This is a genomic window from Planktothrix rubescens CCAP 1459/22, assembly GCA_904830895.1.
Taxonomy (GTDB): domain Bacteria; phylum Cyanobacteriota; class Cyanobacteriia; order Cyanobacteriales; family Microcoleaceae; genus Planktothrix; species Planktothrix agardhii.
Genome location: LR882958.1, coordinates 2,421,863 through 2,437,710 on the forward strand (window position 1 = coordinate 2,421,863; position 15,848 = coordinate 2,437,710).

Sequence of the window (15,848 nt, forward strand, 5' to 3'; positions counted from 1 at the left end):
TAATTCCTACCGCATCAAGGTAATCTCAACCGGAAGTTATGCTTTTTTACTTCAATTAATTCTCATCTATTATACTGAAATTTAATCAAACAATTAATTCGACTTGACAAAGTTTGGGGTGAGAAAGCCCTAAAGGGCTGACTACGGGGGGGTGAGAAAGCCCTAAAGGGCTTACTACGGGGTTAGAAGGGTTTCCAGTTGAAAAGGAAATAAATCCCTTGTTCCTGTAAACTGCGATCGCTAGACTCTAATTTAATTAAGGGAATGCCCCAGTCAATCTGTGCAGTTATCTGATCGCTATATTGCCATCTTAATCCTAACCCAATTGATAATAATGTGCGATCAGGTAATGCTGATTCTCCGGGCGCATTCCAAGATTGACCAAAATCCATAAAAGGTGTGAGTTGTAGGACACCTTCACCATTTTTAGTTCTCAAAATTGGATAACGCAATTCTGCGGAGGCAAATATCACATTATCGCGTAACAAAACGTCTTGACGATACCCTCGCACACTCTCTAAACCCCCCAGTCCCATCTGTTCTAAAGCCAGTAATTCTTGGTTGGTGAGTTGAACATCAGAACGGAGTAAAAAAATCGTATCGGGCGCTAATAAACGTACCCATTGAGCTTGACCGCGCCAGGAAAAATATTTACTATCGGGTTGATTAGAACTGAGGGTGGCATCGAATAATCCTACCCCGAAACTGAGTTGCGATCGCACCGCTAAGACCTGTTTTGGCCCCTGATTGGTATATTCTTGAAACAACCGCAAAACAGAAAGTCGGGTTTTTCCATCCTCCTCGGCCCCCCTAGACAGGGGAAAACCCACTCCTAAAATACTTGTATCACTTTCCTGACGGCCAAAGGTTAATCCTAATGCTAATTCCTCCGTTGGAGTGCGGATAATTGGTTGGCGAAATCGCAATTCATACGTCCGACTATTCGCCCTAATATCTAAATCGTTAAACGGCGGTTCAATAATTTGGCTATTAGTCGAGTTAAAATAAAATCCTAATGTGGCATTGCGAGATGTCAGGGGAAAGGTATATAAAACATCCCCAATACTACTTCCTTGGGTATTACTAAAGGATAATTCTAAGCGATCGCCCTGTCCCAATAAATTCCCTTCTTTGACTTCAATTCCCCGTTGCCAAGATCCCACCGCCGGAGACCGATTATTATTGGTAAATAAATTCAGATCAAAGGTTTTTGCCGTTTGAAATTCAATATTTAGAATACTTTCCCCAGGTTGAGTTCCAGTTGCCAATTCCGCCGAAATCGTTTTTACCACCGGATCAAGTTGTAGCAATTGTAAAGCCTGTAACAGATGGTTTTGATTAAAGGGTTTCTGAGTCACTAATTCTAACCGACTTTTAATATAGTTGGGATTTAAACGTCCTTTTCCTTTAATATTAATCTCGGTCACTTTCCCTTCTAAAATTGCTATAGTAACAATTCCATTTGTCAAAGGTTGAGCCGGAATAAACGCACCGGAGGTAATATAACCCTGTTTAATATATAAATCCGTTACCGCAGAACGGGCTTGCAATAGTTCTGTAAAAGTAATCGGACGACCGACAAAATCTTTTGTAATTTCAGCTAATTTTTGATCAGAAAAAACCGTATTTCCTTGAAAATTAAACCGTTCAATATTAATAGTATTGGGACTATCTGGAATATTTTCTGGAGTTTCTTGTATAGGAACCGATGGAGAAAATAATGGTTCTGTTGGGGGTAAAGTTTCAGGAAGTTGGGGTTCTGGGAGTCCAGGTTGAGGAGGAATCGGGATAATAGAACGATCGGAGGGCAAAGAATCTGGAATTTCAGCCAAAACCGGACGAACTACCGCAGTTAAGACGCAATTAATTTGTACCGCCAGAATCAAACTAGCAAAGAGTCGAGAATAGACTTGAATATACCGAAGGCGAGAAAATTGCCATAGCAGGATCAATAATTTCAGATTCGGTTTAAACTGTTCTACGGGTAAACAATTAATCGAATTGAGAAGATTCAAATGGCGCATAAAAAAAGTTTTAAATTATGTTTTGCTTAAAAAAATATCAAGAATATGCTACTAAGTAGTTACACAAAATAAATTACCTAGTTGAGAAAGGGAACAGCCCCCCCAAACCCCCCGTGCACGGGGGGGGGGAGGGAACAGGGTGGAGGATGTGTAATTAATTTTGTTTAGGTACTTATCATCTTTTTATGACCATGGTTTATCAAGTCCGTCTGATTAACGAAGCTGAAGGTTTAGATTACACAATTGCAGTTCCTGATGACCAATATATTCTCGATATTGCAGAAGACAACGGGATTCGTCTACCATCAGGATGTAAACAAGGAGATTGTTCAGCTTGTGTGGCTAAACTCCTCCAGGGTCAAGTAGATCAAAGTGAACAGAAATTTCTTCGTCTTGGGGAAATTGCCCTGGGCTATACTGTAACCTGTGTCGCCTATCCCCGTTCAGATTGTACCCTCATTACCCATCAAGAAAAGGTTTTATATCAGTCTTCTCTATATCATCGGTCTAGTTCTGATCCCGGTTAATTCTTCGATTTGTTTAGATAATATTTTCCCCAAAAACAAGTAATTTTATCTCGACTGAAATACAGTTTTTTCCAAGATTGGTCTAACGTCAGATGGATTTCTTGAGACTTCACGTTGCCAATAACCAAAGCCACCATGCTGATTAACAGCTTGAATCCACTGATCTAAAAATCCCCATTTAGCCTCATCTTGGCGAGTTGGTTGTCCTTTAGTTTCCAGAATCAATAAATTGCCATTTTTCAGACGCACTATAAAGTCAGGGCGATATTTGCGAACAACTCCATTAAAAATATAGAGAATTTCAAATCCCAGGTGATCGTTTTTTACCCAAGCATCAACATAGTCATTCCGATCCAATTCAAAGGCTTCGCTGGCTTCCCATGTACTATCAAAAATGCAACAACTAATATGGGATTTTTGGGTATATTCACAAGGTTTACCCGTATACCAAGGGCGCATATCAGATGTAGAACGGATGGGATGTTCTGGATCAAATACTGGTTCAATTACTTCTGTATTTTCTAAATAAATAGCCTGCCAAATATGTTGCACAATTTTACTCATATTGAGAGTAATCAGAATCCGCCGTCTAATTGCGTCCACACTAAATAAGGGTGGATTAATTTCGATGAAATCTGATTGGATAAATTCTTCTAATAATCGAATCAGCTTGGCTAGTAAGTATTCTCGATTACCTTGCCAACCGGGTTTCATCTGTTCAAATATATCCCTAGAAACTTCAAAAGCAATTTTTTGCATCCGTTGTTTTCGACCTAAATCTTCTAGGTCAATTGCCTTGATTTTTGTTACATCCGGTTTGCCATCGACACTCGGAGCGAGTTCTGCTAGGGTAATATTTTCAAAGGCATCTAACTTTAAAGGTTCAACCAGACTCAGATCGAGTTTTAGTTCTGGTTTATAAATATAATCAATGCGGACAATATTGGGAAAGCTTATTTCAAACTGCTGTTTTTCAGGATCGGGTTTAATTTCAGTCTTAGGATTAGGTGGTGGTGGTGGAGTTCCTTCATCAGATTCGTGGGGAAGAAAGGTAAAAGGAACACCAAAAATATTAACATATTCGGCTTCGAGTAAGTTTGTTTCTGGGTTAATATCATAAGCAGTTCTCCTTAAACCTCTACCTACAACTTGTTCGCAAAGAAGTTGACTAGAAAATGCGCGAATCCCCATAATATGAGTCACAGTTTTAGCATCCCAACCTTCAGATAACATCCCAACAGAAATAACATTTTGAATTTGTTCCCCAGGCTTCCCAAGTTGACCGACTGTATCAACTGTTTTTCGTAAAAGTTCTGCTTGTTCCTTCTTTGAAAGTTTGCGAATAGGTTCATCATCAGAGTTATCATCTTCGCTATTTTCTGCGGTGGTATTTTGTATTTCGCTACTTTCTTCTTGGGATTCTGCCATTTTTAAAACATTAGAATCAATATGTAAAGTGCGTTCTGAGTTACAGAGTTCTTCGATATGAATTTTGTGATGATCAAAAGCATATTTAATTCTAGCCGCAGTTTCGGTACGGTTAGCAATAGAAATCATGGCTGGTGGAACTTTATGCCCCGATTCTTGCCATGCTTTCGCAGTTTCTAGCCAATCTTTTCCGAGTAAAAGATAGCCATTAGCCAGCAAATCAGGGAGGGATTCATTAGGTTTGGCTTTACGATTGACATCATCATAAACTTCTGGATCTCGATAAAGATGGTAAAGACGGGATTTAAAGTCTTTTACATTCAGTCTGGAATCGTCACGAATCACCACGCGAGGGGTTTTAACTAAACCGGATTCAATGGCATCATTTAAGCCAAAATCGCTGACAATCCAGCCAAATAAAGCTTCTTCTGAACTCTTTTTTCCAGAGGGTGCAAAGGGTGTGGCAGAAAAGTCAAAACAGGTGATAATTTTTCTGGCTTGGTGAATGCGATCGAGTCCACCAACCCATTTTGTGGCCTCATCTAATTCTTCTTTACTGACACCTTTAATTTTGGATTCAGCAGGTATGCGCCATGCGTGGTGTGCTTCGTCGTTAATAACAACAATGTTGCTAGAATTGGCGATTTCTCCTAATACTTCTCTGGCGTAGGCTTCGTTACTTTTTGCACCCCGTTTATCAACTCCTTTTTTCTTCTTAATTTGTGCTTCTGTTTCCCAATTCAATGCGTGCCAGTTGCGGATTAATACTTTCCCTTGACGGAGTTTATCGAATAATCCCAGAGGAACAATATTGAATATTTCATAATAGTTATTTTCCGCAGATGGAAGCAGAACTTGTAGACGATTTCTAACAGTTAGTCCGGGGGCGACAATAAAAATAGCTTTAGAAAAACGGGTATCTTGGGGATAGGTAATTTTATTGATAATTTGCCATGCAATTAACATTGCCATGACGATAGTTTTGCCCGAACCTGTTGCCATTTTGGAACAGAGACGTTTGAAGTTTCCGCCATCGTCAGGAATATCAATGCCAACTTTTGTAGATGGTGGTGATTCTGTTAGCCAGATTAGGGTTTTTATGGCTTCTAACTGACAGAAAAAGAAGGGAAAATCCCGTTCTTCTGAATTGTCCCAGTGTTCTAGTAGACGCTTGGTAACGCCTGTAACACCTGGGTATCCATCATCACACCAAGCTTTAACGCGGGGACGAATTTGGTTAACTAAAGGAATCTCGACAAATTTACCAGGATCGTCGAAGGTTTTAGAGCTTTCGGAAGCGATAATATAGCCTGCGGGTCGTCTTCCTGCTGCTAGGTTAAATAGGCGAGAATTGCGATCGTAGTGCCAATATTGTTTGGGTTCTTCGTAGGGAGAATTGATAATGAGTTGATTAATTGTAGTTTGTGATGACATAATGCTTCAATTTGTTGGACGTATCGTATCAATCAGATCGCATAGTTGGGTGACGGAGGGACAAAGGTTGAGGTCTTGTCAACTTATGTTATTTCAGTGAAATAAGACGGCTGGATCGAAATCTTATTATAGTAAAACGCTTTTTATTATAATAAGATTGATCGTCTGAATACTTACTCACCATTAAAAATCTGTACGGCGGTCAAATTCAATTCTGGAAAAACTACTGATTCAACTCTTTCATCTCCTCGAAACAGCTTAATTTGATACTCACCATCTACTAGCTGATAAACCGATAAAGTAGGTTGTTTTGGAGAACCAATATAACGGCTACCACCTAAACCCAAATAATCTACAATCCAATATTCGGGAATTCCTAATGCTTCATAATCAATCATTTTGTGTGCATAATCATCGCGCCAATTTGTGCTAACAACTTCAACCACTAATTTGATAGAATCTCCCTGAGTAATAACTGATTCTCTTTCCCATCGAGATTCATTGGCTGCTACGGCTTGTTTATCTAATATAATGACATCTGGATCGTAGCCAGAGTTATCGCTAAATTTAATTGTACATTCCTTGGGAATAAAGTAAGGAAGTTGTAGTCGCCTGATTTCTAAACCAAACTCGAACGCCTGAAAACCTGCGCTGGCTGAATGTTTACCAGTTGGATTTGGCATTTCAACAATAACTCCGTTATGTAGTTCATAGTGTCCGTTTTCTGGTTTCCATTCCAGAAAGTCATCGAAAGTTATTAACTTGGATATTGTTTGAGTCATTGGGAAAACCTCCAACTTTTTTTTCGGGTAATTAGTCTTTTAGTCTTCAATTTTAGTGATATAGCAATCCTATTTGAGTTGTGTTCAAAAGTCCTGGGCAAAAGGGAACACCGGAACACCGGAACACCGGAACACCGGAACAGCCCCCCCAAACCCCCCGTGCACGGGGGGCTAGGGGGGGAGGGAACGCCGGATCTGGGGTAATACTTCTGGCTGTTTCATGTCAGTATTAAAATGTTACAACCTATTTAGGATTGCTATAGGTAGATGAATAATTTGATCTTGATATTCATTATATTTATTTGTGGCTTCTTTATTGGTTAAATAATAAAGGATGCTTTCTATTCCTACTCTTGTCCCTTTTACTCGAATGTCATCATCGGCTAAAAATTCAAAATATTCTTCTATTAGCATGGTTTATTACTCCATTTTTGGTTTAGGTTTGATTGATATTCAGAGTCATAGTTTAGATTATAGCACTTACCCAGAAACCGGGTTTCTTAGGTTAACCGAATAATTTTCAAACTTTCAATTCCCCGATCATCCACAATTTTAACAGCAACGCGCTGATATTTTCCCATCTCAAAAGGTAACGAAACAGTACCCTGATAAGACTCAATTAAATCCTCATCAATTTCAGCTTTTAAATTACGCGCTAGGCGTGACCAAGCATCTTTTTCTCCTGCCATTGGGAAGAAAACCTGACGGGGAAAGATACTTCTCCCATCATAATCAATATCTAACATCCAAACAGCTATTTTTTCCACACTGCCAGACTCAATATTTCCAGTCTTGGTATTATAATAATCGAAGCCGTGAACTTCTACTTCCCACTTGCCTGCATCCTCTCCTCTATTAATGCGACGCAGCGCAACATCTGGTTGACCAATTAACCAAAAACTCTCGTTACTAGCACGTTTTTTCTTCAAATCTTCTGTTAGTAAATCCGCGTTCATTTGCGCTTTTAATAATGTCACACCAGGCCAATTAGTTTCCTCAATATCTTTAGCAGCTTCCGGGTCAAATTGAAAGGCGGCAAAGACAATTAATTTCGGTTTTGGCACTAAAGTTTGTGCTTCTTCAATGGCTTGGGTAACTTGTCTTTGTTCTAAAGGTGCGTGTTCTGGCCCGAAGGAAATCACTACTCGCATTGGTTGACCATAACTACCACCAGTTTCTTTTACTGTATTCGCGAGATTTTCTTCCCCTCGTGAACGGGGGGACTCAGGGGGGGTTGGTTTAGTTTCAGCATCGGCATGAAGCCAACGAGTGCCGGGTAAAGATTCGACTCTGGAGAATAAAATATATTGTCCGTTTTTACCGCGAATCCCCGTTTTTAGCAGTTCATCTCGCCATTCAGATTGTCGCAATGTTTCGCCAGAACGGGCGATTGAATTATCAGGAATGGCTGGATTGATAATATCATCAATTGGTTTAACTGTAGGCGCGGGTACGGCTTCGACGGTGAAGGGGCCGGTAACTCTGGCTTTGGATTTGTCTAATAAAGGTTGATCGTAAAGTGTTTCTTGGTCGGCGTATTTATTAATCGCTTGTTCGATTTCTATGCGATTCATTCCTTCCCGAATTTCGGGATTATTGGCAATAGATTTAAGGGTGATATGAGGGACGGTTTTGTATTTGAAACCACCGCCTACGCCTTCTTGGGAATTTGCTAATTGATAATAGTCAAAGGTGGCGGTCATTAACCTTTGTTTGGCTAGGGTTATTGCTACTCTTGAAGTATCGCAGGTTATCCATCTGCGTCCCCATTGTTCGGCAACGTAGGCAGTTGTACCGCTACCGCAATTGTGAACTGTACAAACTTCAGTAATAAAAGAATGACTACCTTCAATCTCTAAATCATAAACAGTTTCAGTTGACCAACAATTTTCTACTTTTGCAATCTCCACACATTCAAGACTAATCTTTTCTCCCCCTATTTCTCCCCCTATTACTCCCCCTATTACTCCCCCTATTACTCCCCCTATTACTCCCCCTCTTACTCCCCCCGTACAGGGGGGGTTGGGGGGGGACACAAGTGCACTAAAAACAATATCTCCTGGTTTTAGATTACCTGCTTGAACCCAAGTTGCACCCTCAATTGATTCCATGCGGATGCGACATTGAGATTCAATTGCTAAACAAACTCCTTCTAAATTTTCGTAAATTTCTTTTGTCGTAAAGCGCAGCACATCAAGACCAAGACTACGCATAAAACTATCCCGTTGTCGATCATATTCTATTGCTTCTGGTTCAAAGTGGGTTGCGCCATCTATTTCTACAACTAAATGAGCATCTCGACTATAAAAGTCAGCAATATATCGACCTATAGGATGTTGACGACGAAACTTAAATTCTAGTTTTTTCCCTCGTAAAATATCCCATAATTTCTGCTCAGGCGGTGTCATTTCTTTACGAAGTTTTCGGCGAATTTCTAGGTGACTATAGGGGGTTGCTGACCAGTCTTGATTACCTCCTAAATTGCGCGGTCTAAGTTTTGCTAGTACGCGATGATCGGCTGTTAACCACATAGTTGTATTGTTGTTTTTACAGGTTAACCCGATCATTTCTCCTTGGTATTCTTTTTGGATGGTGCGTAGGACTCGGTGGGGTTTGTTGTCGTGACTGTAGACTAAAGTACCGGGTTGTATTTCTTCGATGGGAATGAGTTTTTCTTCCCCTAAATCTCCCGTGAATCCCCCCCTAAATCCCCCCGTGTACGGGGGGACTTTGAATTTTCCGGCTCCCTCCCCATTCATGGGGAGGGTTGGGGAGGGGGTCAATATTTTTGTTCCTTTTCGCAAGCAGGTGATATCTAGGACTAAATCGCCTGGGTCGGTGGTCATTAGGAGGCAGCGTTCGATAGTTTTTGTTGTTGTTTGAACTACATAAATATTTGACTCACGAAATCCACTTGAGCCTGTATCTGTCCAAATATTAGTAATTGGTAATACAGGAAAATCTTCGACAAATCGAACATAACGTAATTTTGAAGTTGCTTCAAATAATCGGTTTGCATTTGCTAAATTTTCAAGTCCATTGAGATTTGTTTTCCAACGTTGAATATATTTTTTCCCTTTATATTCAAACGAGAAGCTAGGATTAGCTGATTCTAAAGAAGTTGTTTGAAATACTTTTGCTTCTAGGGGAATTTGGGAGAAATCTTTTTTTTCTTCAGATATCATTCTCCGTCGTTCACCATTAGATAATTGTAACCATTGATAATCAGTTCCTTCCCCATATTCTTTAGTGTTAAAAAGTTGTTTTGCTTTAATATAATTTTTATCTTTAACATACCAGAGTAAATAATCAGAAGTGACTGGAATAAAAGACTGAGATAATCCTCCAGTTTTTTGAAAACAGATTATACAAATAAAATTATTAACTCCAAAAACCTCATCCATCAATTCCCTAACATGATGCACATTCTCATCAGAAATCTGCACAAAAACACTACCACTTTCCGACAACAACTCCCTCGCCAACAACAATCTATCTCTTAAATAAGTCAAATAAGAATGAATCCCCAATTCCCAAGTATCCCGAAATGCTTTAATCATTTCCGGTTCTTGAGTCAAATCCTCATCTTTGCCATCTTTCACATCCCGCTTATTCACAAACGGCTGAAAATTGGAACCATATTTAATCCCATAAGGCGGATCGAAATAAATCATCTGTACTTGTCCCGCCATGCCCTCTTTTTCTAATAGGGAATTCATCACTAAAAGCGAATCTCCAGCAACTAAACGGTTACTCCAATTATGCTGATGTTTATAAAATTCAATCGCTTGTCGAATAGGCGGATTTTCTTCAGGTATTTCAAATAAAGATAACTGTAAACCCGGAGTTTGATTTTGCTTCCGTACTGCTTCAATAATGCTGCGAGGATCGATGCGTTCGTGAACGTGCAATGATACAGTTGGCACTTCAAAATTAGTATGTTCCGCCTTACCAGCCCAAACTAATTGCGGGTCAAGGTGCGGATCGTAGCTATAATTTTTATTATCACCATCAGGATCACTTTCTGGCGTAACCAGTCCCACAGGTGGATTATTCACTCGTTGCTGATTTTCGTGATTATATTGATCTATATTTCTTTGATCGGGTTTCTTTTGCCTTGCCATGGGATCTCCTCTAGTCAAAGACTTTACTTTACAATTGATCAAATTATTTCTGTATTTGAGGAACGCTCATCAACAGCTACTATTTAAAAGTTCGTAAAAAAAGGACTCCTATTACAGAATCCTTTTGGCTAACTAAATATGGATAAACAATTTGTTAATGCACAACTATTTAATATAGTTACCGATTTAGAATCGGAGCGACAGGATTTGAACCTGCGACCCCTACCACCCCAAGGTAGTGCGCTACCAAGCTGCGCTACGCCCCGACACAATTAACTAATGTAGCATAGCAAACAAAAACTTGTCAAGACTATTTCAAAAGATTTTCAAGGTTTTTGTCGCTTGTACCAATTCCGCCACCACTTCCACGGGCCAACTACCTTCCGCCCGCCGTCCGGTATTCAAAATCAACAGCACCGTATAAGCGTTAGCATAGCCCTCTACCTGCATCCACAACCGCTCGCTTTCCGCTTCACAGGCTATTTTTTCTTCATCCATCAACTCAAGGCTCATTTGGCTCATGGTATCAGCTAGTTCACCCAACAACCGACAAAAATCATCAAACTCCGCCTGGGTCAATTCCATCGCCCAGGTATCGCCCCCGACTAACCCCTGAAATTCCGGGGCTTGGAGGTTCCAACCTAAACGCCATCCGGTTCCGGTTTTTAGAATTTTCTCCATATTCCCCGGGTTATTTTAACCGTTGAGCATCTCCCGACTCCGGTAGGGGAATTAAGGAGGGGGTTGGCGGTTTAGCGGTGGGTGAAGCAGGGCTCGGTTTTGGAATTGTTCCATTGTCACTATTGACTGGATTGGGATTAAATAAACTCGCCAGTGTATTAACTAACGCATCCCGTTCAACTCTATTTAACTGTTGAATGGCTTTTTGATCCCCGACTAAAGGATTTTCTTTTAATCCCTCCTGACCCGGATAACTTAACACTAACATCGGTTCATTCACCCCGAGATAATCGGCTAAGGTGAGTTTCCAATCAAAACGATATTGAGTGGGTCGATCTTTCACATAAATATGATAACGAATTAACCGACCAATCAAGGTATTATCTTCGGCGACTTTCCCCGTTTCCTGGGAAAGATATTGATTTTCCTGGGGTAAATTTGGTAATTGTTCATAGACTTTCTTCCACACCTCTGAAACCCTGACTCGTCCCGATGGGGAGGATATTTCTGGCGGCGGAGTTTGGGCGAGTCCTTGAATTTCCAGGCCATCTATAAACCCACCCAAAACAATGAATAGGGTAATTATAACGGCGATTAATAGAAAACTTAAACTAACTGGTTTTTTGGGTTTTCGAGATTTCAACATAAACATAAGATTAAGATATTTTGGAGTCTTTATCACCTCAATAAATAAGGTGTTAAAGACACCCAATACCGCAATTGATCAATCTAACGATCCGCGATAATTTGCGGTTGATTTAGTTCATCGGACATTTCAATAATTGCGCGTAAAACAGGTTTGATGGTGTTCTCATCTCCATTATCAAAGTATTCATAACGACACCGTTTAGCCCGATTTGCGACTTGTACTGTAATCCGATAGCGATTGGTCGCAGCACTGACGAGATCGGCAGCCCGGCGAGTAATTTCTGTTGAGTCTATTGGATGGGTACGCTTTTGCATGAAGTTTATAATTTCCTAACCCTAGAGTTGTGTTTATATCTTATCGTTTAACTTGAATATAAGGATTAGGATCTTCTGCAATCCATCCTAAATCGGAGTTATAACGAATTTCAAAATGGAGATGGGGTTGATTCGTATCCGGTTGTCCCGTCGTCCCGACTGTTCCCAATACATCCCCTAACTTTACCGATTGACCCAGTTTTACCCCAATATTGTCTAAATGGGCATAACGGGTTTGTTTCCCTGACCCATGATTAACCACAACTAATTTTCCATACCCCTCCCGTTCTCCCGCAAAGGCTATTTTTCCCATCCCAACGGATAAAACTGGGGTTCCCACCGTCGCCGTCAAGTCTAAACCACTATGAAATATTACCCGACCTGAAACCGGATTGAGTTGCCAACCATAACCCATTTGTAGGGTTGTCCGTTGCGGTAAGGGATAACCGGGTAACACCAATATCGCCACAGTTGGTGGCCCTTTGGGTGACCAATTCACACCGGGTAAAAATAAGGCTGTTGGTTGAGTTTGACAACCATTCATTTCAAAAACCACGTCAGGACGGGCATTATAAGCTCTGGCTACTTCCTGCCAACTCCGACCCGGGGGAATATCTACCCTAATCCCATTATGGGGTGGAATCAAAATCTCCTGTCCAATCGGAATTGGCCCCCGTTGTAAAATTGGATTGATCCCCAGTAGGGTTGCCGGAATTAGGTTATATTGGCGGGCAATACTTTCGAGGGTGTCTCCAGGGGCAATCCGATGGGGTTTTAAACGGGATAATACCGGGGTTGGGCAAACATCTTGAGCTTCTGAGTTAAAGGGTTCATTTGCCTCTACAGACCTTATCCATGGCGTAATACTAACTAATATTCCGATTAGAGCCATCAACCGCAATAATAATATTTCTAAACGTTGAACCCGCATAATCAACAATTAATCCAATTTAACTTAAAAAAAAACCGATTCCCCAGTCAGTGATTGTTCAATAATAATCAGTAATCACCTCAACAGGTAGTTTACAGTTATAATGGGATAGTGAAGTCTTTCTTTTATTTCTTTCACTGATAACTGATTACTGATTTCCACCCCCACAACAAAGATGGATTTATCATTCAAACAGTTTACGATATACCTAGCCTTAGTCTCTTTAGGTGGCGGTGGTGGATGGCTGGCAAGTCGCTATGTCCAAACCAATAACTCAGACCCGTTATCGGCGACGGTAGCCATCGTTAAACATATCCCTGCGGTTTCCCCCCCTAGGGTGACAGAAGACCCGGTGGTTGACCGTAGTAGTTCTAATTTTATTGCTGATGCCGCCGAAATTGTTGGCCCGACGGTGGTGAGAATTGATGCAACCCGCAAATCGGCACAAGATGTGCCCGATGCCTTTAAAAATCCCCTATTTAAACGCTTTTTTGGCAATCAAATCCCCACAAATGAAGACCGAGTTCGTAGGGGAACAGGTTCAGGATTTATTCTACATTCCGACGGTCGGATCATTACTAATGCCCATGTTGTGGATGGGGCGGATACGGTGCAAGTCACCCTTAAAGATGGTCGGGTATTGGAAGGGAAAGTAAAAGGAGTTGACCCAATAACCGATGTGGCGGCGGTGAAAATTGACGGGAAAGAGTTACCGACGGCCCCGATTGGTTTTTCCGATCATTTGGTTCCGGGTCAGTGGGCGATCGCCATTGGCAATCCCCTAGGATTAGATAATACCGTAACTATTGGGATTATTAGCGCCACAGATCGTTCCAGTACCCAAGTCGGAATTCCCGATAAACGAGTCCGCTTTATTCAAACCGATGCCGCGATTAATCCGGGCAACTCTGGCGGGCCATTATTAAACGATCAAGGTCATGTGATTGGGATTAATACGGCAATTCGGGCTAATGCCCAGGGTCTAGGATTTGCCATTCCCATTGAAACGGCGATCCGCATCGCTAGTCAACTTTTTGCCAAAGGGAAAGCCGATCATCCCTATCTGGGTGTACAGATGGTGGAACTCAGTCCGGTGGTGAAGGCAGAAATAAATCAGCAACTAGAAGTTAAGTTAACCCAAGACACCGGAGTGATTGTGGTGCGGGTGGTGGAGGATTCCCCCGCCGCCCAAATGGGAATTCTCAAGGGAGATATCCTCACGAAAATTGACGGTGTTGCGGTGAATACTCCAGCCCAAGTCCAAGAACAAATTGAAACTAAGACGGTTGGGGAAGAACTTCCCGTCGAAATTAACCGCCAGGGCCAACAACAAACCCTGATCATTAAAACCGCCGTGTTCCCAGAATCTGCCTTGGCTGGAGAATTCAATAATTAATCCGGTGTTTTGGGATCAATTGAAGTGGTGCGGGACAAGTTTTCTTCCAGGTGCATCCGTTGTTCCATTTGACGTAAAAAGTACCCGGTCATCATTGCCGATGCTAACAGACCCGCCAAGTTTTCGCGGTTGGTTGTAATCTGGACATCAAAGTGATCGGAGGGGAGTACCCCGACTAATCCTTGGACGTTTTTGCTAATGATTTCTTTAATTTCCAAACTCGCAGACTGAGCAACTGTCGCCAGAATATCGGGATGTTGACTTTGCAGGTAGGTCAACAAGGGATTTTCGGCGGTTTCTTGAACATCAGATTTAAGGAAGTCAGAGTTAAAAACCATGATCTGCGTCTCTATATCATGCTTATGCTATCTATAGTTTATCTTATTGTATGGGGGCGTCGATGGGTAAATCGTCGCTAAAATTTAATGAGAGTTGTTGGGGAAGCTGATCAACTTGGAAATATTGATGGAATTTTTTAGTCACTTGTAACCAATGGGAGCGGGAGTTAGCTTGTTTGCGTTTCTGAACAAATCCCAGTTCTACGAGTTCGGTGACTTGTTGATAGGCTCCTGACCCTCTTAATTCTACTAAATCGGTTTGGGTAATGCCACCCTTGAGGGCGATCGCGGCTAAAGTTCTTAATGCCCCAACTCCTAACTCCGGTGCTACTAAGCTTTGCATTAATGACCGATAGGCTTCTCGCAGTTGTAAGCTATATCCAGAATCGGTTTCTACGACTTCTAAGGCACTATCCCGATGGGCATAGTCGGACATCAGTTGAATGAGTGCTTCTTCGACTTCGGTGCGATCGCACCCGGCTAATTCTGCTAGTCCAGCAATGGAAAGCGATTGACCTTTTAAATACAAAATTGCTTCAATTTTCGCCAATAAACTCATTTTTAACAACAGATGAAAGATCACGGTTTGGAGTTCTTAACTGTTGACTGTACACACTTGTCTGTCAAGCGTCAACTTTTAGCCGGGGATTGGTGTTGTCACCCCGATCTGTACTTACAGTTAACAAAATTTTTGTATATTTTTTCAGCAAATATTATTTAATTCCTTCTCTATCTAAAACTATATTTTTTTCAACTCTCTGAAGAAATATTTTACTTGGAGTCAAGAGCTTCATTAAACTTAACAAAAATATAGGTGAACTGTAAGTTAGATAACAAAGTTAAGGAAATCCATCATCCATAATTGAGTTTATATAATTATTTGGGATCAATCAACATGAACAGGGAAAATGCCGTTCCCTCGAATTGCCGCAATTGCCTCCACTACAAACCAGAAGGCAGACGGGGGGGGATTTGTCAGATGTTTCACGCGCCTGTCCAAAGTCATTGGAAATCCTGTTCCTTAGCCGCCTTACCCTTTATTTACTTATTAGATCGGTCAGAGGCGGAATTTTATGGCATACCCGATGAAAAAGAGCAGAAAGTTTCATAAACCAACTCTCCAATCAATTTTATGATGAATTAGGACAAAAATCATGACTAACATCGCAAAAAAATCTATAAAAGAAAACAAAAATTGTTGCTGCTTTAAAGGATTAAAT

Annotated in this window: 14 protein-coding genes and 1 tRNA gene; 3 read left to right on the top strand and 12 right to left on the bottom strand. The window is 41.1% G+C overall.

Annotated features, from left to right (window positions below; all coding sequences use genetic code 11):
- Nucleotides 1-182: 182 nt before the first annotated feature.
- Complete coding sequence (locus NMG86_RS11410) at nt 183-2,024, bottom strand: ShlB/FhaC/HecB family hemolysin secretion/activation protein (RefSeq protein WP_081692316.1); 1,842 nt, start codon at nt 2,022-2,024, stop codon at nt 183-185.
- Between the two features lie 191 nt (nt 2,025-2,215).
- Here NMG86_RS11410 and NMG86_RS11415 point away from each other — a divergent pair, with 191 nt between their 5' ends.
- On the top strand, nt 2,216-2,551 hold the full coding sequence (locus NMG86_RS11415; RefSeq protein WP_040957491.1) for a 2Fe-2S iron-sulfur cluster-binding protein: 336 nt from the start codon (nt 2,216-2,218) through the stop codon (nt 2,549-2,551).
- 45 nt (nt 2,552-2,596) lie between these two features.
- Here the strand turns inward: NMG86_RS11415 and NMG86_RS11420 are convergent, their stop codons facing one another.
- From NMG86_RS11420 to NMG86_RS11460, 9 genes are all read right to left on the bottom strand, one after another.
- Nucleotides 2,597-5,413 carry a BPTD_3080 family restriction endonuclease gene (locus NMG86_RS11420; protein WP_026793890.1) on the bottom strand — a complete coding sequence of 939 codons (2,817 nt, stop codon included), beginning with the start codon at nt 5,411-5,413 and terminating at the stop codon, nt 2,597-2,599.
- 173 nt (nt 5,414-5,586) lie between these two features.
- Nucleotides 5,587-6,195, bottom strand: coding sequence for a Uma2 family endonuclease (locus tag NMG86_RS11425; RefSeq protein WP_026793891.1), 609 nt, complete (start codon nt 6,193-6,195; stop codon nt 5,587-5,589).
- A gap of 237 nt (nt 6,196-6,432) precedes the next feature.
- Nucleotides 6,433-6,609, bottom strand: coding sequence for a hypothetical protein (locus NMG86_RS11430; protein WP_155806208.1), 177 nt, complete (start codon nt 6,607-6,609; stop codon nt 6,433-6,435).
- 86 nt (nt 6,610-6,695) lie between these two features.
- On the bottom strand, nt 6,696-10,319 hold the full coding sequence (locus tag NMG86_RS11435; protein ID WP_498601602.1) for a DUF559 domain-containing protein: 3,624 nt from the start codon (nt 10,317-10,319) through the stop codon (nt 6,696-6,698).
- 192 nt (nt 10,320-10,511) lie between these two features.
- Nucleotides 10,512-10,585, bottom strand: a tRNA-Pro gene (locus tag NMG86_RS11440).
- A 49-nt stretch (nt 10,586-10,634) separates the two neighbouring features.
- On the bottom strand, nt 10,635-11,000 hold the full coding sequence (locus NMG86_RS11445) for a DUF1818 family protein (RefSeq protein WP_026797667.1): 366 nt from the start codon (nt 10,998-11,000) through the stop codon (nt 10,635-10,637).
- Nucleotides 11,001-11,010: 10 nt separating this feature from the next.
- Nucleotides 11,011-11,652: a hypothetical protein gene (locus NMG86_RS11450; RefSeq protein ID WP_237747607.1), complete on the bottom strand. Its 642-nt coding sequence runs from the start codon at nt 11,650-11,652 to the stop codon at nt 11,011-11,013.
- A gap of 77 nt (nt 11,653-11,729) precedes the next feature.
- Entirely contained in the window at nt 11,730-11,963 is a 234-nt protein-coding gene (locus NMG86_RS11455) for a DNA-directed RNA polymerase subunit omega (protein WP_026797668.1), read from the bottom strand.
- 40 nt (nt 11,964-12,003) lie between these two features.
- Entirely contained in the window at nt 12,004-12,894 is an 891-nt protein-coding gene (locus NMG86_RS11460) for a LysM peptidoglycan-binding domain-containing M23 family metallopeptidase (protein WP_026797669.1), read from the bottom strand.
- A 175-nt stretch (nt 12,895-13,069) separates the two neighbouring features.
- On the opposite strand from NMG86_RS11460, the gene NMG86_RS11465 reads away from it, so the two are divergent.
- Complete coding sequence (locus NMG86_RS11465) at nt 13,070-14,290, top strand: HhoA/HhoB/HtrA family serine endopeptidase (RefSeq protein ID WP_026786847.1); 1,221 nt, start codon at nt 13,070-13,072, stop codon at nt 14,288-14,290.
- Here NMG86_RS11465 and NMG86_RS11470 read toward each other — a convergent pair.
- Both NMG86_RS11470 and scpB read right to left on the bottom strand, forming a co-directional pair.
- Nucleotides 14,287-14,628 carry a DUF760 domain-containing protein gene (locus NMG86_RS11470; protein ID WP_026786846.1) on the bottom strand — a complete coding sequence of 114 codons (342 nt, stop codon included), beginning with the start codon at nt 14,626-14,628 and terminating at the stop codon, nt 14,287-14,289. The genes NMG86_RS11465 and NMG86_RS11470 overlap by 4 nt on opposite strands.
- 43 nt (nt 14,629-14,671) lie before the next feature.
- Nucleotides 14,672-15,187, bottom strand: a complete 516-nt coding sequence (scpB, locus tag NMG86_RS11475; RefSeq protein ID WP_026786845.1) for an SMC-Scp complex subunit ScpB — start codon at nt 15,185-15,187, stop codon at nt 14,672-14,674.
- 336 nt (nt 15,188-15,523) lie between these two features.
- Between scpB and NMG86_RS11480 the strand changes: the two genes are divergently transcribed.
- Nucleotides 15,524-15,739 carry a hypothetical protein gene (locus tag NMG86_RS11480; RefSeq protein WP_026786844.1) on the top strand — a complete coding sequence of 72 codons (216 nt, stop codon included), beginning with the start codon at nt 15,524-15,526 and terminating at the stop codon, nt 15,737-15,739.
- The last annotated feature ends 109 nt before the right edge of the window (nt 15,740-15,848 follow it).

Coding starts and splice junctions, on each gene's coding strand:
- NMG86_RS11410 (WP_081692316.1), bottom strand. CDS start 2,024: ATGCGCCATTTGAATCTTCTCAATTCGATTAATTGTTTACCCGTAGAA.
- NMG86_RS11415 (WP_040957491.1), top strand. CDS start 2,216: ATGGTTTATCAAGTCCGTCTGATTAACGAAGCTGAAGGTTTAGATTAC.
- NMG86_RS11420 (WP_026793890.1), bottom strand. CDS start 5,413: ATGTCATCACAAACTACAATTAATCAACTCATTATCAATTCTCCCTAC.
- NMG86_RS11425 (WP_026793891.1), bottom strand. CDS start 6,195: ATGACTCAAACAATATCCAAGTTAATAACTTTCGATGACTTTCTGGAA.
- NMG86_RS11430 (WP_155806208.1), bottom strand. CDS start 6,609: ATGCTAATAGAAGAATATTTTGAATTTTTAGCCGATGATGACATTCGA.
- NMG86_RS11435 (WP_498601602.1), bottom strand. CDS start 10,319: ATGGCAAGGCAAAAGAAACCCGATCAAAGAAATATAGATCAATATAAT.
- NMG86_RS11445 (WP_026797667.1), bottom strand. CDS start 11,000: ATGGAGAAAATTCTAAAAACCGGAACCGGATGGCGTTTAGGTTGGAAC.
- NMG86_RS11450 (WP_237747607.1), bottom strand. CDS start 11,652: ATGTTTATGTTGAAATCTCGAAAACCCAAAAAACCAGTTAGTTTAAGT.
- NMG86_RS11455 (WP_026797668.1), bottom strand. CDS start 11,963: ATGCAAAAGCGTACCCATCCAATAGACTCAACAGAAATTACTCGCCGG.
- NMG86_RS11460 (WP_026797669.1), bottom strand. CDS start 12,894: ATGCGGGTTCAACGTTTAGAAATATTATTATTGCGGTTGATGGCTCTA.
- NMG86_RS11465 (WP_026786847.1), top strand. CDS start 13,070: ATGGATTTATCATTCAAACAGTTTACGATATACCTAGCCTTAGTCTCT.
- NMG86_RS11470 (WP_026786846.1), bottom strand. CDS start 14,628: ATGGTTTTTAACTCTGACTTCCTTAAATCTGATGTTCAAGAAACCGCC.
- scpB (WP_026786845.1), bottom strand. CDS start 15,187: ATGAGTTTATTGGCGAAAATTGAAGCAATTTTGTATTTAAAAGGTCAA.
- NMG86_RS11480 (WP_026786844.1), top strand. CDS start 15,524: ATGAACAGGGAAAATGCCGTTCCCTCGAATTGCCGCAATTGCCTCCAC.